Source organism: Saprospiraceae bacterium, assembly GCA_016709995.1.
Lineage (GTDB): Bacteria > Bacteroidota > Bacteroidia > Chitinophagales > Saprospiraceae > JADJLQ01.
Genome location: JADJLQ010000001.1, coordinates 121,837 through 144,272 on the forward strand (window position 1 = coordinate 121,837; position 22,436 = coordinate 144,272).

Consider the following 22,436-nt stretch of genomic DNA (forward strand, 5'->3'; position numbering starts at 1 on the left):
GTTTTAACAGGTACAGCGGGCGATGGCTTCAAAAGTGTAGTCTTACCCCGCTGCCTGTTTTTAAAAAAGTCAAACTAAGTAATTAAAATATACAATGCTTTATCATTTATTTGAATATATAAATAATCATTTTGATATACCCGGAGCAGGTCTGTTTCGCTACATTTCCTTTAGAGCAGGCGGGGCTCTGATCTTTTCGTTGATTATATCGATTGTCTTTGGAAGCAGGATCATCAAAAGTTTGCGCAACAAACAAATCGGAGAAACAGTCAGAGATCTTGGGTTAAGTGGTCAGAAAGAAAAGGAGGGTACTCCTACCATGGGAGGAATCATCATCGTCATGGCTATCGTGATCCCTTGCCTTCTTTGGGCGAGATTAGACAACGTATATATATTACTAATGTTGTTTGTCACGCTTTGGTTATTCATGATCGGATTCATAGATGATTATATAAAGGTGTATAAAAAAAATAAGGAGGGCCTTAAAGCAAAAACAAAATTGGCAGGACAGATCGTTGCCGGCCTGATAGTAGCCCTTACTCTAATGTATAATAAACATGTGCTCATCCGTCTGACCGAATCAGAAGCAACACAGGCAAAATATGAGATCGTAGAGCATTTGAGCAAAACTGCCGAAGGACAGGAAAATATGGTTCACGCAAGAGCCTTGTCCACCAATGTACCTTTCTTTAAAGGCAATGTATTTGATTATTCAAAGTTATTGGGATGGATGGGTGAGGGCGCTAAAAAACTGACCCCATTGTTATATATCTTGCTGGTTATATTTATCATTACTGCCGTATCCAACGGATCTAATCTGACAGATGGTATTGATGGACTTGCGACTGGTGTCTCAGCGATCGTAGGGGTGACTCTTGGAGTTTTTGCGTACGTAAGTGGCAATTCAATATTCGCCAATTACCTGGGCATTTATTTCATACCCAATTCAGCAGAGTTGGTGATTTTTACTTCATGCTTTATCGGAGCATGTATTGGATTTTTATGGTACAACGCTTATCCTGCTTCGGTATTTATGGGCGATACCGGTAGTCTCACCCTTGGAGGCATTATCGCCACTTTGGCCATCGTCTTACGCAAAGAATTATTGATACCCATTTTATGCGGGATATTCCTGGTAGAAATATGTAGTGTCATGCTCCAGGTATCTTATTTTAGATACACTAAGAAAAAGTATGGCGAAGGCCGAAGGATATTCAGAATGTCCCCATTACATCACCATTTTCAAAAAGGTGGAATGCACGAAGTGAAAATTGTAAATCGTTTTTGGATCATTGCTGTCCTGCTGGCTGTAGTGACGATCATCACTTTGAAAATCAGATAGATGTTACAAATAGCTACCAAAAAGGAATGGAAGGGAGATAAAGTGATGTGGCTGATCATCGGCATATTGTTGGGGTTTGGACTGCTGGCTGTGTACAGTGCTACTGGCAGTATGGCCTACCTGAGATACAAAGGCAATACAGAGATGTATCTTATCAAACAATTGATCATGGTAGGCATCGGTTTGCTTTGTATGTATGCATGCCATCGTCAGAATTATTTGATTTATAATAAACTCGCTCCTGTATTATTTTTGATTGCTATACCCTTATTGATTTATACCCTGGCATTTGGAGTCGAAACGAATGATGCCAAGAGATGGATCACTTTGCCGGTCATCAATCTTTCATTTCAAACCAGCGATTATGCGAGGTTGGCTTTGATCATATATTTGGCAAGATCTCTATCTAATAAGCAGGAATACATCAAGGATTTTAAAAGTGCTTTTATTCCTATCATGGTTCCTATTCTGATAATCTGTGGACTGATAGCACCTTCTAATCTTTCTACTTCCCTGCTACTATTCGTGACCTCTATAATGCTGATGTTTGTAGGCAGAGTGTCATTCAAATATATTTTTATGATGGGCTTTTTTGGTGCCTTATTATTTGGAGTGGTGGTATTGGTATGGTGGTTTTTTCCGGACCTCGCCAGGGTGGATACCTGGATCTCTCGAATTAAAGATTTTACCGGATCTGATGGCGGCTACCAGGTGGTACAATCAAAAATAGCCATCGCCAATGGATCATGGATGGGTGTGGGCCCGGGCAATAGTACACAACGTAACTTCCTTCCAGCTGCATATGCGGATTACATCTATGCCATTATATGCGAAGAATATGGATTGATTGGTGCTACCGGCATAGTGATTTTGTACCTGTGGCTCTTGTTTAGGGTATCGCGCATTGTTTTAAAAAGTCCTAAAGCTTTTGGTGCTATGCTTGCGATGGGCCTGATATTAAATCTTGTTGTACAGGCATTCGCCAATATGGCAGTCTCTGTCAATTTGGTGCCGGTGACAGGACTCACCTTGCCTTTAGTAAGTATGGGCGGAACCTCAGTATTATTTACGAGTGTTGCATTTGGCATCATCATGAGCGTGAGCAAATTCATAGAGTCTATGCAAGAAGAGCAACCGGTACCTGAAAAGGAATTAATTCCAATCACGAAAAAAGATTCTGTCATCAAAAAATACGAGGCGGATGAAAGTGATCATTAGCGGCGGTGGAACAGGCGGACATATTTTTCCAGCTATCGCAATAGCTCAGGAAATAAAATCTCGTGTGCAAGATGCAGACATTCTGTTCGTAGGCGCAAATGGCAAAATGGAAATGGAGAAAGTGCCTCAGGCCGGATTTAAAATTATAGGTCTTGATGTAGCAGGATTTCAAAGAAAATCATTTTTAAAAAATATGGGATTGCCTTTTAAAGTGATCAAATCACTGATACAGGCATATTCAATTCTCAAGTCAGTTCAACCAGAGATAGTCGTTGGAGTAGGTGGTTATGCCAGCGGTCCTATACTTTACATGGCACATTGGCTAAAGATCCCAACGCTGATTCAGGAGCAAAATTCCTATGCAGGTATCACCAACAAAATTCTTGGAAAAAGGGCCAGTAAAATATGTGTAGCCTATCAGGGCATGGAAAAGTTTTTTGAGAAAGATAAAATTGTATTGACGGGCAATCCAGTCCGTAAAGACCTTTCAGATCTCCCCTTAAAAAGAATAGAAGCAGCTCAATACTTTCAACTAGATGGTGATAAGAAGACTGTGTTGGTGATGGGAGGAAGCTTGGGTGCAAAGACACTCAATGAAACTATGATCAGCAATCTCTCCTTGATCCAATCCAATCCTGATATTCAGTGGATCTGGCAATACGGCAAGCAAGGGCAGCTTAAATATGGCGATACTCCGTACGGCAAAAATATAAAGGGCATGGCTTTCATTGAACGCACTGATCTGGCCTACGCTATTGCAGATGTGGTCTTATGCAGAGCAGGAGCACTTACTATTTCAGAAGTATTGGTTGCTAATAAACCTTGTATCCTGGTACCATCACCCAATGTAGCAGAAGATCATCAGACGCATAATGCACGGGCTTTAACTGATCTGGGTGCAGCCATCATGATTCAGGATGATGACTGCAACGTAAAGGCTATAAGACAGGTGTTGGAGTTGATAGAGGATGCCACCGCGATGGAGCTGATGAGCAAAGCACAGACTAGTTTAGCGAGGCCTCAGGCAGCGGCTTTGATTGTAGATGAATTGTTCAAACTAATACCCAAAGCAGCATGAACAAATTATTGCAAAAGATAACGACTGACCAGCATGTGATCCGGTATGCCATCGTTGCTACCTTCCTGGTTTTGATGTTGTTTTATGATAAGGCAGGAAGGCATAAAAACAGGGCCTTGAGTGGGCCGTTGAGGATCGAAGTCAGGCATATGGACAATGGGAATGATTTTATCACCAGCGAGGAAATGCGCACAAGAGTCATTAAAAAATTCCAATCAGAATTTTCTGGAATTCCGGTCGGTCGCTTGTCTCCCGGTACAGTGGAAGCAGAATTGACTTCGTTGGATTTTATCAAGTCCGCAGATGTGTTTATCGATGGAAACAACAGCCTGAATATATTTGTCACTCAGCGGGAACCGATCATGAGGTTATTGACTCCCGAAGGACATAGTATGTATATAGATAGGGAGGGTACTACCATGCCTGCTTCATTGCATTATTCTCCCAGAGTATTGGTGGCATTTGCAGATGTGCCCCGTGATAGAGATACGCTCCAGCTAAAACGGCCCGGGATGGAAAAAGATTTGTTTTACCTGGCCAATACCATTATGGATGATAGAATTCTCAATGCGCTCATAGAAGAAATCATCATAGACGATCAGGGACAATGGACCATGGTGCCAAAATTGGGACCTTCCAGAATTTATATCGGAGACTTGGAGCAGTTGGATGAAAAGATTGAAGCACTTAAAAAATTCTACAAGGACATACTACCTGTTGAAGGTTGGGACAAATATTCGGCAGTTAATTTAAAATATCATGGGCAGGTAATCTGTACCAAAAAAACATAAAATCAATCAATATTTTTTTCATATTAAAACCGATTAAGATGAATGCAAAAGACTTCAGAAAAATGAATGTGGTAGCAGCCCTTGATATAGGCACTACTAAAGTATGTTGCATTGTCGGCAGAAAAGACGAATACGGCAAGATCGATGTCATTGGAGCTAGTAAAGTAGAGTCAGAAGGTGTCTTGAGAGGAGTCATAGCCAATATCGACAAGACTGTAAAAGCGATTTCTGACGCAGTGGACCTTGCTGAAAAAGATGCTCAATGCGAAATCCATGAAGTGTATGTGGGTATTGCCGGGCAACATATCAAAAGTCTTCAACACAGGGGGATTCTCGCAAGAGACCACTCTGAAATGGAGATCACCAAAGACGATATAGACAAATTGGTGCAGGATATGTATAAATTGGGACTCACACCTGGTGACAAGATCCTCCATGTCATTCCTCAGGAATTTACTGTGGACAGCGAACAAGGCATCATAGATCCTATAGGTATGTCAGGCCATAGGCTGGAAGCCAACTTTCATATCATCACTGGTCAAATCGCAGCTACAAACAATATACTGAGATGCGTCGAAAGGTCTAACCTAAAAGTAGCCGATATGACTTTAGAGCCACTAGCCAGCGCGGAGTCTGTATTGAGCAAAGAAGAAAAAGAAGCTGGTGTAGTTTTAGTGGATATCGGTGGAGGTACTACTGATATTACGATATTCCAGGAAGGCATCATACGACATACAGCTGTAATCGCTTTTGGAGGCAATGTCATTACTAAAGATATCAAAGAAGGATGCACCGTCATGACTGAGCAAGCTGAAAAGTTGAAAATAAAATTTGGCTCAGCCCTGGCAGATGAAATCGTAGACAATAGGATCATCACTATTCCAGGCTTAAAAGGGAGAGAGCCAAAGGAGATTTCAGAAAAAACCTGTCTCGAATCATACAAGCCAGGCTAGAAGAGATCCTGGATCTGGTCATGTATGAAATCAGAAGATCTGGGTACGAAAAGAAATTAATCGGCGGGATTGTCTTGACAGGAGGTGGAGCTTTATTGAAAAATTTTGAATTGTTGTGTGAATATCATACCGGCCTCCAGACCCGTATAGGTTATCCCAACGAGCACTTTGGTCATGGATTTAATGATCAGATTTCAAGCCCGATCTATGCGACAGGAGTTGGACTGTTGATGTATGGATTGAAATTGAAGGAAGCAGAAGATAGAATGCTGCTGGTCACTTCCAAAAAAGTAAAAGCTGTCGAAATAAAGGAGGTGCCAGAACAACCAGAGTTGAGTTTGAGCCATGCACAGCCATCAAACAAGTCGGGCGGAGAACAGGGTAAAAATGATTTGGTGAAATATATCAAACGATTTTTTGAGCCAACTCCTGATCCTGATTTAAGGTGACCGTAATTATAATTTATAAGAAAGAACTAAGATTTTAAAAATATTAAAAACTAAAAGCTATGCAATTCGAAATATTAAAAGAATCTGGAAATATCATTAAGGTGATTGGTGTCGGTGGCGGTGGAAGCAATGCTGTCTCTCATATGTATCGACAAGGAATCGTCGGAGTAGATTTTATAATTTGCAATACAGATAACCAGGCTATGGAAACCAGCGATGTTCCGGTGAAAGTCCAACTAGGACCACAACTAACCGCTGGCCGTGGAGCAGGAAGTAAACCACAGGTAGGAAAACAAGCCTGTATCGAATCTTTGGAAGAAATACAAGCTCTGATCTCTGAAAACACCAAGATGGTTTTTATAACAGCTGGTATGGGTGGTGGCACCGGAACCGGAGCGGCTCCGATAGTAGCCAAGGTAGCTCGTGAGATGGATATTCTTACTGTGGGCATCGTGACAGTCCCGTTTCCATTCGAAGGAAAGCGTCGAAAAGATCAGGCGATCGAAGGAATCGAAGAAATGAAAAGCAATGTGGACGCATTGATCATCATTTCAAACGAAAAATTGCGTCAGATATATGGCAATCTGCCAGTAAGTGAAGCTTTTAATCATGCTGACAATATTCTATCGACAGCAGCTAAAGGTATCGCTGAAATCATCACTATGCCTGGTTATGTCAATGTAGATTTTGAAGATGTGAACACAGTTATGCGCAATAGTGGGGTAGCTATCATGGGTACTGCCACTGCTGAAGGCGAAAATAGAGCTCACCGGGCGGTCGTAGATGCCCTGAGTTCACCACTTTTGGAGGAAAATGAAATACGCGGTGCTCAACATATACTGCTCAATATATCTTATGGCGAGCAGGAAGTGACCATGGATGAAATATATGAAGTCACCGAATATGTACAGGAAGAAGCCGGATATGGCACGGATATCATCTGGGGTAATTGTCATGATCCAAGACTGGGTAAGGAACTTTGTGTGACTATCATTGCTACTGGATTTGACCAAGCTTTTGGATTAAAACCTGTCGAAGTAAAGGATAAAATCAAAGTTTCGCTGGAAGAGGAAAAACCTAATCCTATGTTGAGAGAGGTTTTCGATATCGAGGATGTGCCGATGACAGCCAAAACCATTGAATTTGATAGCAAAGAATTTACTGTAAGGAGTCAAAGTGAAGAACCAATGATAAAGGCAGAAATCAAATCAGAACACCCAGCCGGTAGTGAGGATAAAAAAATGAAATTTGAACAGTATGAATCCAAAGCAGAGACCGGTCGAAAAATGCGATTCCAAATGCACCAGTTAAAAAATACCGCTGATCTGGAGAATCAGCCTGCCTACTTGAGGCGCAATATTGCTCTGGAGGATGTACCATCTGCCAAGGATCAAAACATGTCTCGATGGACTATATCCAATGATGACGAACCTCAAATCAGAGAAAATAATTCATTTCTCTATGACAATGTGGATTAAGTAAAGATTAGTATAGACAGTCTTTTCGGAAAATTTGATTGATTGTAAAGCGACTTTCTTTTAGAAGGTCGCTTTTTTAATTTACTCCAGTTATGTGAACTTAATATAAGTATCCATCCACGTTAGGATGTAATCCCAGACTTTGATTTTTTCAGTTTCATTTTGAATTTCATGCATCATTCCTTCCCAAAGTTTCAATTTGGCTATTTTGTTCCATTTGTCAAAAAGCTGAATAGAACCAATGGGTAAGGTGATTTTATCATCCTCTCCATGCATAATCAGTACAGGGCAATGAGGCTGCAGGTCTGATCGCAAGACCGTCACAGCATTATTCAATATAGTCGCGCCGGCACCTATGGAGATCTTATTATGTACCAGTGGATCTTCTTTATAGGTTTTTATTACACGGACATCACTGCATAGATACTTAAGATTAAGGCCATTGGAGATGGTTATATTTCTGATCCAGGAAGGGGCTTGCAAAACCAACTTCACTAATACCATCGGAAGATCTTGAGTGGTTTTTAAAGCTGCGCCAGTCAATATCAATCCAGAAATGTTGAGTTTTCGTTGGATCACATAGCCTGCGGATATATTGGCCCCCATCGAATGGCCATAGAGGACTATCGGCATGCCTTTGTAGTCTGATATAGCGATGTCCATCAAGCCATCAATCGTTTTATAATGATCTTCCATACTAGCCCACACTCCTCTGCGTCCTTCAGTTCTACCATGTCCAGTTAGGTCTGCTGCGATAGTAGTATAACCTTTTAGAGAAAAATATTTTAGTTCTTCATCATATCTCCGCACATGTTCGCCCAATCCGTGTACCAAAATGATCAGTCCTTTTGGAACTCCCTCGCTTGGAATTCTAACCACATACGAGCGGATATTATTCTTAAAAAAAGAGATTGATTCTATGGGATTCATACTATCTGCGTATTAGAGGGTGAGGAGGGTCTCCTTTCTTTACTCCATTGTAGCCATCCTGAAATACATAAAATAAGATATAACAAGTATAATCCGCTGGTCACATAAAGGCCTTTTAAATAATATATAATGATAGCAATAATGTCTACCAGAATCCATAGGATCCAATTTTCGATCTTCTTTAAAGCTAATAAATATTGAGCTACCAGGCTGGCGACTAAAATGAATGCATCAGGAAATACATAGACTGCACTGGTATTTTTATGCATGATGTCTCCCCAAATATACGTGGCAATAGATATCCCAAGCATAATAAACCATCGAATTCTGGAGGATAAAAGGCTCACTTTTAATGGAGGGTTGATACCGCTTTTGCCAGTCGACCACCTCCACCATCCAAATGTATTGAGCATCACATAGATGATATGCAGCATAAAATCAGAATACAGTTTGTTTTGGTAAAAAATGAATACATAGATAAAGACGGATAACAAACCTGCAGGCCAGGCAAGTACAGACTGTTTGGTAAGTAGATATACACTGACCAACCCTGCAGCAGCGGCAATCCATTCCATAAAAGTAATTACATTCGAATCCAAGATGACGAAGTTAGCGTTTTATACTTCAGGTTAAATACGACTAGGTTATATGGCAAACTTACAGGTCGATGCTAAGCTGAAAAATGCAATCTTTTACCTTCCTCAAGGCACATATATAGGCTTGACGCTGCTGGCCTTGGATGTGCTACCAAAAGTAAGCATATAATCCTATGAGAATCGCTAAAACTACCCCAGCACCAATAGCAAACTCTCGGGAAGTTTTAAACATAGTCACATCGATCTGCAGCCCTTTTTTCTCGTCAGGTAATATAAAACCAAAAACAAGCATGACCGAGATACAAATCAAAAACACCCAACCCATTCTATCGAGAAACGGTACTGTACTCCAGTCAGCTCCAGGAAACCAATTGTTATGCATTAAAAAGGCAATTAGAAACCCGCCTACAATAGCAAATAAAGCTCCTGCAGAATTGGTTCGTTTCCAAAAGAACCCCATAACAAAGGCAGCAAAAATACCCGGAGATAGCAGACCGGTCATTTCTTGAATAAACTGGAATCCACCTTTTTTGTCAATGCCCATAAATGGTGAAATCACTATAGCCAGTATCATAGCGATGACAATCACGATCCTTCCCGTATACACTAACTTTTTTTCACTCATATTTTTCGAAAAATATGGCTTGAAAATATCTAAGGTAAATATGGTTGAAATGCTATTGGCTTTTCCAGCCAGAGATGCTACGACTGCGGCTGTCAGTGCTGCGAACGCAAGTCCTTTCAAGCCAATAGGGAGTAGATTGAGTAGCACTGGATATGCCCGATCTTGATTAAATACCCCGTCTGCACCCATCATTTCAGCCTGAAACAAACCTTTCTGGTACAAGGCATAGGCAGCGATCCCGGGTAAGGTGACTATCACCGGCATCAACAGCTTTAAAAACGCAGCAAATAATAAACCTTTTCTTGCTGTGTCCAGGTTTGCCCCTAACGCTCTTTGTGTGATATATTGATTGCATCCCCAATAATTGAGGTTTACAATCCACATCGCTCCAAATAAGACTGTAAGGCCGGGCAGTGACATATAGTGAGGACTGTCCTTAGTATAGATCATGTGGAAATGGTCGGCGTGATTTTGAGTCATTAATTTAAAGCCGGTCAAAAGGCCTTTCATGTCGTAAGTAGAAGATACTAGCGTGACAGCAAGATAAGTAGTTGCCAAGCCACCGATCACCAAAAAGAATACCTGGATGACATCGGTATACCCAATAACTTTCATACCGCCTATGGTAATGATAATAGCAAAAATCGCCAGAAATACCATGCATTGATAAAATCCTATGCCAGATATTCCCGATACGGCCAAGGCCCCGAGGTATAATATGGAGGTAAGATTGACCATAATATAGAGTAATAACCAAAATATAGCCATGATCAGACTTACCGTCTTATTATATCGCTGACTCAAAAACTGAGGCATTGTGGATATTTTATTCTTCAGATAGATGGGCATGAAAAATATAGCCACAATGATGAGTGTAGCGGCAGCCATCCATTCATAGGTAGAGATACCCAAGCCCATGGAAAATCCATTGCCCGACATCCCAATCATCTGTTCTGCGGAAATATTGGAAGCTATCAAAGAGGCACCGATCGCCCACCAGGTGAGTGATCCCTCAGCTAAAAAGAAATCCTGGGTATTCGTTTCTTTGGCTTTCTTCTTTTTGTAAATATAATAGCCATAAAAGGCCACCACCAAAAAATAAAAAAGAAAGACCAGATAATCTACGATTCGTAAGCCTGAAATCTGCATGCTATTTAAAAATTTAGTAAGGTTTTGATTCTATTCTGAGTTTGAAAGAATCTGGAAGATTAAAAATAAACGCAGATTCTTTCAGTAAACCTATAAATAAAATCTAGCATTGCAATCACCCTAGGCCAAAATTCTAAAGAAAGGGAGGTAGGGCGGCAGATATAGGCTCTAAAAATGTATATTTACTTAATAAAAAACAAGATTATCGAGTCTAAAAGTTTGTTTAATCCAAATAAACATTATGAGTAACCAGATCTATAGAAAGCCTGGATTAATAAATCACTGGTTTTATCAACCTATGACTCCAACTGGAGGTGCTACCTGTGGAGCTGAAGGATGAGTAGGTTTTTCTGGAAATGGTCTTGGACCGATCAATAATTCAACATCTGATTTTACCAAGACTTCTTTTTCTAGCAGGGTTCTTGCCAGAATATCCAGTTTATCTCTATGTTCCTTCAATAAGTCTTTGGCACGATCAAACTGAGATTCTACCAATTTGCGTACTTCCGTATCGATCATCCTGGCGGTATCTTCTGAATAAGGCTTTTGAAAATTGTCCTGGCTCATACCATAGAAAGATACATTACCAACTTTATCGTTCATGCCAAATACCGTGATCATGCTATATGCCATTTTAGTTGCTTGATCCAAATCACTTTGAGCGCCGGTAGATATTTTATTGAATGCAATGGTCTCTGCAGCCCGCCCTCCAAAAGTCATGCACATGCGATCGAGCAAAGCTTCTGTCCGGGTGATGTATTCCTCTTTTGGGAGATATTGAGCATAGCCAAGAGTACCGATACCACGAGGTACTATGGTGACTTTCACCAGGGGAGATGCATTCTCCAATAGCCATCCACACACCGCGTGTCCGGCCTCATGATAGGCTATGATCTCACGCTCTTCCGGAGAAATTATCTTATTTTTCTTCTCAAGCCCACCGATGACCCTATCCAAAGCATAGTTGAAGTCATCCATGTCTACAGCAGCCTTATTTCTTCTGGCTGCGATCAAGGCGGCTTCATTGCAGACATTGGCTATATCTGCGCCTGCAAATCCAGGCGTCATCTCAGCGAGGATGACAGGGTCTACATCATGTCTGAGTTTGATCGTTTTTAGATGGACGAGGAAAATAGCCTCCCTACCTTTGAGATCCGGAGCATCGATACCAATCTGCCGATCAAAGCGCCCAGGTCGCAGCAGTGCATTGTCCAATACATCCGGTCTATTGGTCGCTGCCATAAGGATGACGGCCTTGTCTGTCGGGAATCCATCCATTTCAACAAGGAGTTGATTTAAGGTGCTTTCTCTCTCGTCATTACCTCCCTGCCAGGTATTTTTACCCCTGGCTCTACCTATGGCATCGATCTCATCAATAAAAATGATGCAAGGTGCTTTTTCGCGTGCTTGTTTGAATAAATCTCTAACTCTACTTGCTCCAACCCCTACAAACATTTCTACAAAATCAGAGCCACTAATAGAAAAGAAGGGCACACCTGCTTCTCCTGCTACGGCTTTGGCGAGCAGCGTTTTGCCTGTGCCAGGAGGGCCTACCAATAAAACGCCTTTAGGTATTTTACCACCAAGGGCAGTATATTTTTTTGGGTTTTTGAGAAAGTCAACTACTTCCATCACTTCTTCCTTAGCTTCGTTTAATCCAGCTACATCGGCAAAAGTGACATTGGGTGTACTGTCCTTATCAAACAAGGTCGCTTTTGACTTGCCGATATTAAATATCTGACCTGCAGGACCGCCTCCCGCTCCACCACCTACTCGCCTCATAATAAATAACCAAATGGCTACCAACAAGAATATTGGGATGATCCAACCCAGTATCGGTCCTATAATATCAGTCTTCTTTTCAAAAGTAAGGTAGACACGACTGGTTTCAGGTAATTCTTTATTCATTTCGTGGACCTGAGTTTCAAGTGACTCTACAGATCCTACATTGAAAGTAAAATGAGGCAGATCTGATGAAATGGTGTTCTGAGTAGCATTGGGATACTTAGCTACGCTTTCTTTCTTTAGATAGACATACGCTTTTTCCTTATTGATTACCAATACTTTGGCGATATCGCCGGACCTCACCATCTGTGTGAACTGTCCAAAATCTATCTCGGATTGAGTAGTTTGATTCAACATCAACTGCATGATCAGGATAAAAGCTATGATCAAGCCGTATATCCAATAAATATTGAAATTAAATTTTTTAAAATTTTTTTTGTCTTTGTCTTTGTCTTCCATGATTCTGTTTTCAAAAGTACAGTTATTTCATAAACATTTTAACGAAGTCTTCGTTTCACCAACTAGGTTAATTATTAGCTAAACTTGGTGAAACTCTACCGTCCTTGCATCACTCCAAAGAGATTCCAACTCATAATACTTACGGGTCTCTTTGTAAAATATGTGGACAATGGTGGTAAAATAGTCTACTAAGATCCATTTTGCTTGTGACACTCCTTCGATATGATTAGGAGCATAGCCCATCTTATCTTTGACAGCCTGGTAGATATAATCAGCGATGGCTTTGGTCAGTGTAATGTTTTCCGCCTCACAAATGATGAAATAGTCAGTCGGACCATCCACATCTCTAAGGTCAATCAATGTGATATTCGATCCTTTCTTGTCTTGTATCGTCTCGATTATGAGGTCATTCAGGGGGTCCTTTTCAGCTTTTTTAAATGCTTTTAAGGGTGTCTTTTTTTCTTTTGCCAAACGCTTGAATTATTTGCTTTATAAAATATATAGTTTATTTGCTACACAAAAATATGAAAATTGGGCAACATCAGGCGACAATAGGCAAATACAAAATCCTGCTAGCGCATACGGACTCCACTCAAACTTTTGCTTTAGAACTGCTTAAATCAGGACATTATACCCAAGGCACCATCGTACTGGCACGGTATCAAATGGAAGGAAAGGGTAGGTCGGACCGTCACTGGAGTAGTCAACCGGGTGAAAATTTTCTTGGCAGTGTCTTATTATGTCATGATCATCATATGAATGGGAAGGATCCAGGGTATATCAGCATGATGACAGCCCTGGCAGTCCATCATACTGTACAGTCTTTCACCAGTGGATCAGTAGGCATAAAATGGCCTAATGATGTTTTGATAGACAAAAGAAAAGTGGCTGGCATACTCATCACGAATCAATGGCGGGGTAAAACACTGGAATCTAGTATATTAGGTATCGGATTGAATGTAAATCAATTATGCTTTGATGACTTGCCCAATGCAACTTCCTTAAAAATGGTCCAGGGTCATGATGTAGCCATGCCAGAGGTGATGAAGACCCTATTTTCGCAACTGGAATATTGGTATTCACTTCTGAGGATGGATAGACACGCTGAGATTCATCGTGCCTACCAGGAGTCGATGCATGGCTACCAACAGACTTTAAATGTAATGATCATGGGACGAGCCTTTCCAGTCTTAGCAAAGCTAATTGGAACGGAGACCAATGGACGGATCATCATGGAACTAGAATCTCAGGGATTGCACACTTTTGATATGGATGAATTAAAAATATTGTACTAAATGAAAGCAATTATTTTAACGATAGGAAATGAAGTATTGAGTGGCCAGGTAGTGGACACCAATGCCGCCTGGATAGCGCAACAATTATTGGAGATCGGACTGGCGGTAAGAGAAAAATGGTCTGTCGCTGACGATATCTCTGAAATAATCAGTGCTCTGGCGAATGCTACTGACAAAGGAGAAATCATTATTACCACTGGTGGATTAGGCCCTACAGCTGATGATCTCACGACTGAGGCTTTGGCAGAGTTTATGAAAGTGTCACGATCATTTCATGAAGATACATTTGACAGATTGTCAAAAATGTTTGCCTCAATTGGTCGAGTGCCAGGACCACAACACAAAATCCAGTGTATGTTGCCAGAGGGTGTGACTATCTTGCCAAATAATGCGGGCACTGCACCTGGCATGTACTTTAATTTTGAGGGCAGGCACCTCATTTCTATGCCAGGAGTGCCCATGGAGATGAAGGCCATTTTTGATCCCTTTGTCATCGAACTTCTTAAATCTGTAAGAACAGGTCCTCGTAGGAGGAGCCATACCTTCAATACTATAGGTGAGGGTGAAACTGTACTTGAAGACCTTTTGAAAGTAATCACAGCGAATGTGCCTAGCAATATTAATTTTGCTTTTTTGCCGGATATTTATAAAGTAAGGGTGAGGGTGGATGTAGATAGTGACTCAAATGAAGATATACTATTGTGGGAAGAAATAATCGGTCAGGTTCGTTCCATTTTGGCACCATGTCTGGCTGGAGAAAATGAGGTTACGCTCGAAGTAGCTGTCGGCAACCTTTTAAAGCAGAAAAATTGGATGGCAGGTACTGCAGAGAGTTGTACCGGTGGGTACCTCGCACACATGATCACAAGCATTCCAGGCTCGTCTGATTATTTTAAAGGTGGGATGGTAGCCTATAGCAATAGCATTAAATCCGAGTATCTCCAGGTATCCCAAGACATTTTAAATCAGCATGGGGCTGTGAGTGAAGAAACTGTAAAAGCAATGGCCATCGGGGCTATCAAGCAACTTAAAGTGGATGTAGCAGTGTCAGTGTCCGGAATTGCAGGACCAGGTGGAGGCACACCTGAGAAACCAGTTGGTTTGGTATGGATAGGCCTTGCCAATAATAAGGGGAAGGTGATGGCTCAAAAAATTAAGCTCCGGAGAGATCGTCTCAACAATATCAGAGCAGCCAGCATAATGGCTTTGATCCTGATGCACCGATTTCTTTTGGATGAATAATTAGTACCTTTGACGATGATGGAATATGATTTGATCATGCCCAAAATGGGTGAAAGTATCACGGAGGCTACTGTCCTTAAATGGCTCATAGGAGTGGGAGATAAGGTAGAACTTGATCAACCTTTATTGGAAATAGCGACTGATAAAGTAGATTCCGAAATCCCATCGCCAGTAGCCGGCACCATTACCAAAATATTATTTAGTGAGAATGATGTAGTGCCGATCGGTATGGTTATAGCTACAATCAATGGAGCGGAAGATCAATCTTATCCTAGCCATGAAACGATAGAAAACGATGATTTTTCAAATGTAGGGGCTGAGTCGGATCCTGTCCAGGACGAAATTCCTTATATCCCGGTTCCAAACTTGACTTCCCTGTCCGAATATCCACCGATGGAGTCGAACTCAGATAGAGATAAGTTTTATTCGCCTTTAGTGCGCACCATTGCCAAAGAGGAAAATATATCTAAGCACGAATTGGATCGTATTGAAGGATCAGGCTTAGAAGGCAGGGTCACTAAATCAGATGTGATTCAATATTTAAATGCCAAAAGAGCATCCACTGATCCTTTGCCAACTGACGAAAAAATCATTGAAAAGCCTGTGCTTCAACCATCTTCTGTGGAATCCCCTGTTACTTTTCAGGGCGATCATGAAATCATGGAAATGGATAGAATGAGGAGATTGATCGCAGATCATATGGTAATGAGCAAACAGGTGGCACCACATGTGACCTCCTTTGTAGAAGTAGATGTTACTGAAATTGTGAATTGGCGAAACAGAAACAAGGCTTCCTTTCAGGAAAAATATAACCAAAACCTGACATTTACCCCTGTATTTATTGACGCAGTGGTGAAGGCTATTAAAGAGTACCCATTAATAAATTCTTCTGTCAACGGCTATCAAATTATTAAGAAAAAGGATATCAATATTGGCATGGCGACTGCTTTGCCTTCCGGTAATCTGATAGTGCCTGTGATTAAAAATGCTGAGCGCATTAATCTTCAGGGCCTGGCATTGGCAGTGAATGATTTTGCTCGTCGTGCCAGAGAAAATCAACTGAAGCCAGACGAAGTCAGTGGGGGGACTTTTACAGTGACCAATGTGGGTTCGTTTGGCAGTTTGATGGGCACTCCGATTATAAACCAACCTCAGGTAGCTATACTGGCGGTCGGTACTATTCGTAAAAAACCGATGGTGCTCGAGACCATGCAGGGTGATGTCATCGCCATCCGTCATTGCATGTTTCTCTCCTTATCGTATGATCATCGGGTGATCGATGGATTTATGGGAGGCTCTTTTTTAAAGAAAATCAGCGATTTGCTGGAGACTTTTGATCCTAACACCATTATTTAAATTCATTAATGAGCAGATCTATAAGGACCGTATTACATCTACTTGGTTTCTTGGTATTTTCAAATGTCTTCGGGCAGACCAATGATTTTCTGTTGAAACAAGCTGATGGATATTTTAAGAATGGTCAGTATTTTAAAGCGGTATTGATCTATCAGCAGTTGCATAAATCCGGCACACTGAGTCCCGAACTCATTTTGCGACGGAGCATTTGTGAATATGAGACGAATCATATTGATACTGCTGAATCAATTGTAAAGGAACTGATCAAAACCAAATATGCACAGAATGTGTCTGCTTTATATTTACTCGGAAAAATATATATGTCTTCAGGCAGATTCGACGAGGCTGCTCTGCAATTCAAAAAATTGCTTAATGTAAATATGGTAACACCTGCGCTAAAATCAAAAGTAATCGATGAAATCAAGCGATGCGGTTCCGCTGTAAAATTGGCTCAACAAGTTGATCAAACCCTGGTAGAATCAGCCGGAGCAGAGGTTAATACCATTTGGGATGAAATCAATCCTGTACAAAGCATCAATATTGACACCAGATTTTATTTTAACAGTAACAGAGAATCAGCCGGTATTGAGGGTAATACCAACCCTGAATATGAATTGCCATATGATATGTACGGATGCAGCCTGATCAATGCAGAATGGTCTGACATCGGTCCTCTTAATGTAGACTTAAATACCAAAGGCCATGACCTTTTGTTAGACTTTGATGAGCGTGGCCAGGTAGTTTATTTTAAAACAGGCGAAAAATGGAGTGATCTCGTATTTCTTACGGATACTTTTGTTCAGAATAACAGCGTCAATAAATTGGGTGCATTGGATTTGGGCTTTTTGCATCCGGCGGATGATATATTTTTCTTTACAGATTCTATTGTTTTGTTTTCAAGTGTGAGAACAGAGGGTTTTGGAGGATTTGACATCTATTACTCACGAAAGCAAAACGGTCAGTGGTCCACTCCCAAAAATCTTGGGCCTTCGATCAATACACCTTATGATGAAATCAATCCATTCCTGGTATTTGATGGGCGTACCTTGATCTTTAGTAGTAATAATACAGAGAGTATGGGCGGATTTGATTTATTCACGAGCAAGTATGATGATAAATCGATGGCATGGGCTACACCATCAAATCTTGGTATACCTGTCAACTCTGGCGATGATGAGAAATATTTTCGTTTAGACAAGAGTAGACTCAGTGCTATGTTTTCTTCTAATAGGAAATCTGGTAAAGGTGGCTATGATATTTATTTTGCTTATTTCAGGCAGGCATGGTCTCCTCAGGTTGAACGATCTAATCCAATGTTTTTCGCGGATGTAAGATCTTTTGTGTTGAACCGACCTTTACATAAAGATCCATCTGGCTCAGAGGTATTGCAAAAAATAAATCTGGCCAATCAGACTGTATATTATGAATCAACCGACCAACTTTCATTGCCTGCTATTACGCGACAGTTTGATCAGGTCATAGAAGTGTTTGCTTCAGATCCCAGGTTAAATCTGACCATTGAAGTATTCTCAGATCAGGAAACTAAATCGCCAGGACAAGATTTGGTTTATTCTGTTAAAAGAGCTGAAGCGGTTAAGACCTATTTTGTAAGCCGTGGGATCAAACCTTCAAGAATAGTCATCAAAGGATATGGATCCAATTTTCCTATAGCTTTAGAGACCATCAATGGTAAAATCAATCAATCAGGTAAAAGTCTAAACAAACGCATAGAATTTAGTTTTTTTGTAACAGACCCCGTGACTAATAATCTCTTTGAGTTTGGCAGGGATACTCCTAAGGTCAATTCGATCATGTCCAGCGAAGCCTATGCGATTTTCAGGATGAGTGAACACGAATTAAATTATAAAATACTGCTCATATCATCGAGCAATCCTGCCAATCTGGAAAACTATATCAATGATGAGCATCAATTATTTTTTATTGAAAAAAACAATTCGACAGGTAAGTATGAGTTGTTGACAACAGGTTATGCTCTTTATTCAGCTGCGTACAAGGAAAAAAAGATCAGAATGACCCAAGGCTATGAAGATGCTACAGTCCTGGCTTATCATGATAATAATAGGATGGCAACCAACCTACTTGCTCAATGGTCTGCAAGATATCCAGACCTGGTCAATTATATCTATAGAAGTGAATAAGGCTGACAGACACAAAAAGGGATCATTTCTTACTCAAGGACTTAAAAATTTGAAGACGGTGGGTACCTTCACCAGAAGTTCTTCATACCTCTGTAAAGAAATCGTCAGGCAAATCAAATGGACTGATGGGCAGATTATTCTGGAGCTCGGAGCCGGGGATGGAGTCATTACAAAATTTTTGTTGGATAAGATGGGTCCTCATTCTAAATTGATAGCTTTCGAAATCAATGAAGTATTTCTTGAAACGCTCAAGGGGATCAAGGATGACCGGTTAATCGTTATCAGCCAGGATGCCAGCCAAATCCAATCTGTACTCAAGGATCTCGGATATATGGAGCTAGATCATGTCGTGTCAGCTATCCCATTTGTAATCTTACCTCAGCAGGCTGCTATGCAGATCATTCAAACCTGCTATGATGTAATGGTGCTAGAGGGAAAATTTATTCAAGTACATTATTCTTTATTAGCCAAGAAATTGTATGAAAGAATCTTTGGGGCTGTCGAAATAAAATTTGTTCCTTTCAATATACCGCCGGCCTTCCTTTTGATTATGCGAAAATCGTTGGTCAACTTATCTTCAACAACGGTGGCATAGAAGAATGAGCCTTTTCGTCCTGGGTCATATAGACCAGGTAAAAGCCGCCGCCACCTTTTCCGCACAGCTTGGTATAATATGTATTTTCAGCCAGGCCTTTGTGCCAAAATTCAAGTACTGAGTCTACTATCAAGGGTTTGAAAAAATCCAATTGTAGTTGTGAAATTTGTTTCATTGTTACGGTCCCGGTCACTTGATCGTTACGGATTAGGCAATCGATTAATTTTTTATTCAACGAATTTAAGATGGGAATGATCTCCAGAAATGATGGTATTTGCTTCTGTGCAAAATACCAATCAATGGGAGAAATCGATTCCCGGGGAATCATAGAATCCAACAAATAAAATTTATTTAAAAAAGGGTTGCCTTTCCATTGATCTTCGGATAAGATTTTTATCATCCCCTGATCGACCAAAATAGCCTGGCCAGAATAAGAAATCAATGGGTCAAAACCTGAACTGGTGCCATGAAAATAATGTTCAATATCGGCTAGCCTCTTTTGAATCATGTCTAAATCATCTATTTTTTGGGTGTGATATTTTTTCAATACACCCGCACTCAGTGCACCCGAGCTACCCATACCATAACCTTCAGGAATAGATGAATTGAAGCTCAAACCATGGTCTACATCATGCAAAAATCTTTGTGAGTCCAAATATTCCAGCTTACTCAGTACTCGGGCAAATGGAATGAGTCTATGATCAATCTGTCCCGGTTTATAATCCCAGAAACCATACAGACTTTGGCTCGGAAAAGCCAAAGCTATACCCCCATCTATCACCGTAAACTCACCCGTAAGTAATATTTTGGCCGGAAATCGATCAGACTCAGCAGTCATACTTTTTTATTCCTAAAATTTTGAGAATACTATTGTTTTCCTTGCCTGGCTATGCGGTATAGTGTGACTGCCATAACAATAAAACAGAGGGTGCCTAATATATTATATCCTCCGTCACCCAGCCATTCATTTAACCTGGGTCCGATGCTGAGTTTGGTATCCATAAACTCCTGATTTTTTACGGAAAGTATGGCTATGATGACACCGGCAAGTGCACCACCCGCTACCAGGCCGGTAGCAAATAATTTTCCCTTACTGAGTTCATCATCTTCATCAGTGATGATGGTATCTCTCTTTGACCTCATGTCGACCAGGCCCTTGATCATGCCTCCAATAAATATAGGTAGGGTAGTGCTGAGTGGGAGATACAAGCCTACTGCAAAAGATAAAGCATTGGCACCACAAAGTTCTACCACTACAGAGATAAATGCTCCAACCAATACGAATTGCCAATCCAGGTTGAACGACAATAAACCTTTGACCAGGGTCGCCAGTAAAGTGCCCTGAGGAGCAGGGTATTTATCAGAACCAATAGCATGAAGGACAGAAGGGTCCAAACCATGGAGATCCTGATCTAAATATCGTATGGTCAATCCGATCACGACGGAAGAGACTACTGTGCCTATAAAAAGGGAGATCTGTTGATACCTGGGAGTCGCCCCTAGCAGGTACCCTGTTTTCAGATCTTGAGAGGTATTGCCGGCATTGGCAGCAGCTATACAGATGATGGACCCTACGACCATGGCCATCGGTTCGTATGTCTGACCGGTCCAACCCATTACAATAAATATGAGGGCTGTACCCATCAGTGTAGCTATGGTCATACCACTAATAGGGTTTGAACTGGTCCCAATCAGGCCCGTGATTCTGCTGGAGACTGTAACAAACAGTATCCCGAACACCAGTATTAAAACACCGATAAAAATTTTAGTCAACCAGGTGTCACCAGGAATGCCTGGCAATACAGATAGGATCAAAACCAATGCAAGGCTACCTACCAGCACTACTTTCATACTGACATCTTTGTCTGTGCGTAGCTCTGCAGGCTGATCTGCACTATTGGCTCTTAATGATTTAAAGCTATTTTTAAACGAGGCGATGATCGTCGGTATAGTTTTGACCAAAGTCATTAAGCCGCCGGCAGTCACTGCACCTGCACCAATCTGCCTGATGAAAGCTCGATAAAGGGCAATTGAGGTATTGGCAAAACTTCCTGTCTCCGGATCCCAACCACCTGGCCCGCCAGCAGTCGAAAGGTCTGCTAAGTATCCAAGCTTGATCAATTGATTGGCTATAGTCTCAGCAGGAACCAGGGTTGCAAGCAGAGGGTTTAAAGCCAACCAGGCTAAAACGCCACCAGCGACCAATACACCGGCAATCCTAGGGCCAATAATGTATCCTACCCCCAAATATTCTGGAGTGATATCTGCATTGAGGGTGGCTGATGGTAAAAACTTATTTTTGACCGAAGTGACAAAGGTGGGTGTCTCTGCGATAAAATGAAAGATCTTCTGAAAAACAGCATAGACCGTAGCAAAGGCAAGACCCAGGTAAGCCGTTTTAGCAAAATCTCCTCCTTTTTCTCCAGCTATCAAAACGGATGCACAAGCAGTTCCTTCTGGATAAGGCAGATTATCATGCTCTACGATGATCAAGGGTCTTCGAAGTGGGATCATCAGCAAGGTCCCCAGGATGCCGCCCACCATAGCTAAGGTAAGGATCGTGAGATAGTTAAAATAAGAAGCAGAGGAAACCGACCCATCTGCACTCGCCGACAAAAATAAAAACGCCGGCAATGTGAATGCAACTCCACCTGCGATCGACTCACCTGCAGATCCAGTGGTCTGGATAATATTGTTTTCAAGTATAGTGGTATTGAATAATCTTCTACCTATGGAGATAGCCAAAACTGCTATAGGTATGGAAGCTGACACCGTCAAGCCCGCTTTTAATCCCAGGTACACCGTTGCAGCTCCGAAAACTATCCCAAAAAAAAGCCCCAAGCAGAATGGACTTCCAGGTAAATTCCGGCATAATAGTCGAAGAGGGCACATAAGGTTTAAAAGTCTTTTTTTCCATAAGTCTGGTTTAATTTAAA

Annotated in this window: 16 protein-coding genes and 2 pseudogenes; 11 read left to right on the top strand and 7 right to left on the bottom strand. The window is 41.2% G+C overall.

The features are described 5' to 3' along the window. Positions 1-94: 94 nt before the first annotated feature. From IPJ09_00545 to ftsZ, 6 genes and pseudogenes are all read left to right on the top strand, one after another. The gene (locus IPJ09_00545; GenBank protein MBK7369949.1) at positions 95-1,342 is read left to right on the top strand and encodes a phospho-N-acetylmuramoyl-pentapeptide-transferase; all 1,248 of its coding nucleotides are present in this window, start codon (positions 95-97) and stop codon (positions 1,340-1,342) included. After that, a complete protein-coding gene (locus IPJ09_00550; GenBank protein ID MBK7369950.1) occupies positions 1,343-2,560 on the top strand; it encodes a cell division protein FtsW in 1,218 nt (405 codons plus the stop codon). Next, positions 2,544-3,638 carry an undecaprenyldiphospho-muramoylpentapeptide beta-N-acetylglucosaminyltransferase gene (gene murG, locus IPJ09_00555; GenBank protein MBK7369951.1) on the top strand — a complete coding sequence of 365 codons (1,095 nt, stop codon included), beginning with the start codon at positions 2,544-2,546 and terminating at the stop codon, positions 3,636-3,638. Before IPJ09_00550 ends, murG begins: the two co-directional genes overlap by 17 nt. Then, positions 3,635-4,429: a hypothetical protein gene (locus tag IPJ09_00560; GenBank protein MBK7369952.1), complete on the top strand. Its 795-nt coding sequence runs from the start codon at positions 3,635-3,637 to the stop codon at positions 4,427-4,429. The genes murG and IPJ09_00560 overlap by 4 nt, the downstream gene beginning before the upstream one ends. A gap of 38 nt (positions 4,430-4,467) precedes the next feature. Beyond that, positions 4,468-5,831 (top strand): annotated as a pseudogene (gene ftsA, locus IPJ09_00565) (cell division protein FtsA). 59 nt (positions 5,832-5,890) lie between these two features. Further along, a complete protein-coding gene (ftsZ, locus tag IPJ09_00570) occupies positions 5,891-7,309 on the top strand; it encodes a cell division protein FtsZ (protein MBK7369953.1) in 1,419 nt (472 codons plus the stop codon). A 90-nt stretch (positions 7,310-7,399) separates the two neighbouring features. Here the strand turns inward: ftsZ and IPJ09_00575 are convergent, their stop codons facing one another. The 5 genes from IPJ09_00575 to rsfS form a co-directional block, all read right to left on the bottom strand. After that, positions 7,400-8,239, bottom strand: a complete 840-nt coding sequence (locus IPJ09_00575; GenBank protein ID MBK7369954.1) for an alpha/beta hydrolase — start codon at positions 8,237-8,239, stop codon at positions 7,400-7,402. After that, positions 8,236-8,838: a nicotinamide mononucleotide transporter gene (locus tag IPJ09_00580; protein MBK7369955.1), complete on the bottom strand. Its 603-nt coding sequence runs from the start codon at positions 8,836-8,838 to the stop codon at positions 8,236-8,238. The genes IPJ09_00575 and IPJ09_00580 overlap by 4 nt, the downstream gene beginning before the upstream one ends. A gap of 145 nt (positions 8,839-8,983) precedes the next feature. After that, the gene (locus tag IPJ09_00585) at positions 8,984-10,603 is read right to left on the bottom strand and encodes a sodium/solute symporter (protein MBK7369956.1); all 1,620 of its coding nucleotides are present in this window, start codon (positions 10,601-10,603) and stop codon (positions 8,984-8,986) included. Positions 10,604-10,900: 297 nt separating this feature from the next. After that, positions 10,901-12,853, bottom strand: a complete 1,953-nt coding sequence (gene ftsH, locus IPJ09_00590) for an ATP-dependent zinc metalloprotease FtsH (protein MBK7369957.1) — start codon at positions 12,851-12,853, stop codon at positions 10,901-10,903. Between the two features lie 78 nt (positions 12,854-12,931). Next, positions 12,932-13,324, bottom strand: coding sequence for a ribosome silencing factor (gene rsfS, locus IPJ09_00595; protein MBK7369958.1), 393 nt, complete (start codon positions 13,322-13,324; stop codon positions 12,932-12,934). A 53-nt stretch (positions 13,325-13,377) separates the two neighbouring features. Here rsfS and IPJ09_00600 point away from each other — a divergent pair, with 53 nt between their 5' ends. Genes IPJ09_00600 through IPJ09_00620 form a run of 5 tightly spaced genes read left to right on the top strand, consistent with a single transcriptional unit; the run spans position 13,378 to position 19,500 of the window. Then, positions 13,378-14,148: a biotin--[acetyl-CoA-carboxylase] ligase gene (locus tag IPJ09_00600; GenBank protein ID MBK7369959.1), complete on the top strand. Its 771-nt coding sequence runs from the start codon at positions 13,378-13,380 to the stop codon at positions 14,146-14,148. After that, the gene (locus tag IPJ09_00605; protein MBK7369960.1) at positions 14,149-15,390 is read left to right on the top strand and encodes a CinA family nicotinamide mononucleotide deamidase-related protein; all 1,242 of its coding nucleotides are present in this window, start codon (positions 14,149-14,151) and stop codon (positions 15,388-15,390) included. It abuts the gene before it with no gap. Positions 15,391-15,405: 15 nt separating this feature from the next. Continuing rightward, positions 15,406-16,746, top strand: a complete 1,341-nt coding sequence (locus tag IPJ09_00610; protein ID MBK7369961.1) for a 2-oxo acid dehydrogenase subunit E2 — start codon at positions 15,406-15,408, stop codon at positions 16,744-16,746. 8 nt (positions 16,747-16,754) lie between these two features. Next, positions 16,755-18,905 carry an OmpA family protein gene (locus IPJ09_00615; GenBank protein MBK7369962.1) on the top strand — a complete coding sequence of 717 codons (2,151 nt, stop codon included), beginning with the start codon at positions 16,755-16,757 and terminating at the stop codon, positions 18,903-18,905. Beyond that, complete coding sequence (locus IPJ09_00620; protein ID MBK7369963.1) at positions 18,898-19,500, top strand: methyltransferase; 603 nt, start codon at positions 18,898-18,900, stop codon at positions 19,498-19,500. The genes IPJ09_00615 and IPJ09_00620 overlap by 8 nt, the downstream gene beginning before the upstream one ends. Here IPJ09_00620 and IPJ09_00625 read toward each other — a convergent pair. Together IPJ09_00625 and IPJ09_00630 are read right to left on the bottom strand one after the other, a co-directional pair. Continuing rightward, on the bottom strand, positions 19,472-20,338 hold the full coding sequence (locus IPJ09_00625) for a hypothetical protein (GenBank protein ID MBK7369964.1): 867 nt from the start codon (positions 20,336-20,338) through the stop codon (positions 19,472-19,474). The two genes, IPJ09_00620 and IPJ09_00625, sit on opposite strands and share 29 nt — an antisense overlap. A 29-nt stretch (positions 20,339-20,367) precedes the next feature. Next, a pseudogene (locus IPJ09_00630) lies at positions 20,368-22,417 on the bottom strand (OPT/YSL family transporter). Between the last annotated feature and the right edge of the window lie 19 nt (positions 22,418-22,436).

Coding starts and splice junctions, on each gene's coding strand:
- IPJ09_00545 (MBK7369949.1), top strand. CDS start 95: ATGCTTTATCATTTATTTGAATATATAAATAATCATTTTGATATACCC.
- IPJ09_00550 (MBK7369950.1), top strand. CDS start 1,343: ATGTTACAAATAGCTACCAAAAAGGAATGGAAGGGAGATAAAGTGATG.
- murG (MBK7369951.1), top strand. CDS start 2,544: ATGAAAGTGATCATTAGCGGCGGTGGAACAGGCGGACATATTTTTCCA.
- IPJ09_00560 (MBK7369952.1), top strand. CDS start 3,635: ATGAACAAATTATTGCAAAAGATAACGACTGACCAGCATGTGATCCGG.
- ftsZ (MBK7369953.1), top strand. CDS start 5,891: ATGCAATTCGAAATATTAAAAGAATCTGGAAATATCATTAAGGTGATT.
- IPJ09_00575 (MBK7369954.1), bottom strand. CDS start 8,239: ATGAATCCCATAGAATCAATCTCTTTTTTTAAGAATAATATCCGCTCG.
- ftsH (MBK7369957.1), bottom strand. CDS start 12,853: ATGGAAGACAAAGACAAAGACAAAAAAAATTTTAAAAAATTTAATTTC.
- IPJ09_00600 (MBK7369959.1), top strand. CDS start 13,378: ATGAAAATTGGGCAACATCAGGCGACAATAGGCAAATACAAAATCCTG.
- IPJ09_00605 (MBK7369960.1), top strand. CDS start 14,149: ATGAAAGCAATTATTTTAACGATAGGAAATGAAGTATTGAGTGGCCAG.
- IPJ09_00610 (MBK7369961.1), top strand. CDS start 15,406: ATGATGGAATATGATTTGATCATGCCCAAAATGGGTGAAAGTATCACG.
- IPJ09_00615 (MBK7369962.1), top strand. CDS start 16,755: ATGAGCAGATCTATAAGGACCGTATTACATCTACTTGGTTTCTTGGTA.
- IPJ09_00625 (MBK7369964.1), bottom strand. CDS start 20,338: ATGACTGCTGAGTCTGATCGATTTCCGGCCAAAATATTACTTACGGGT.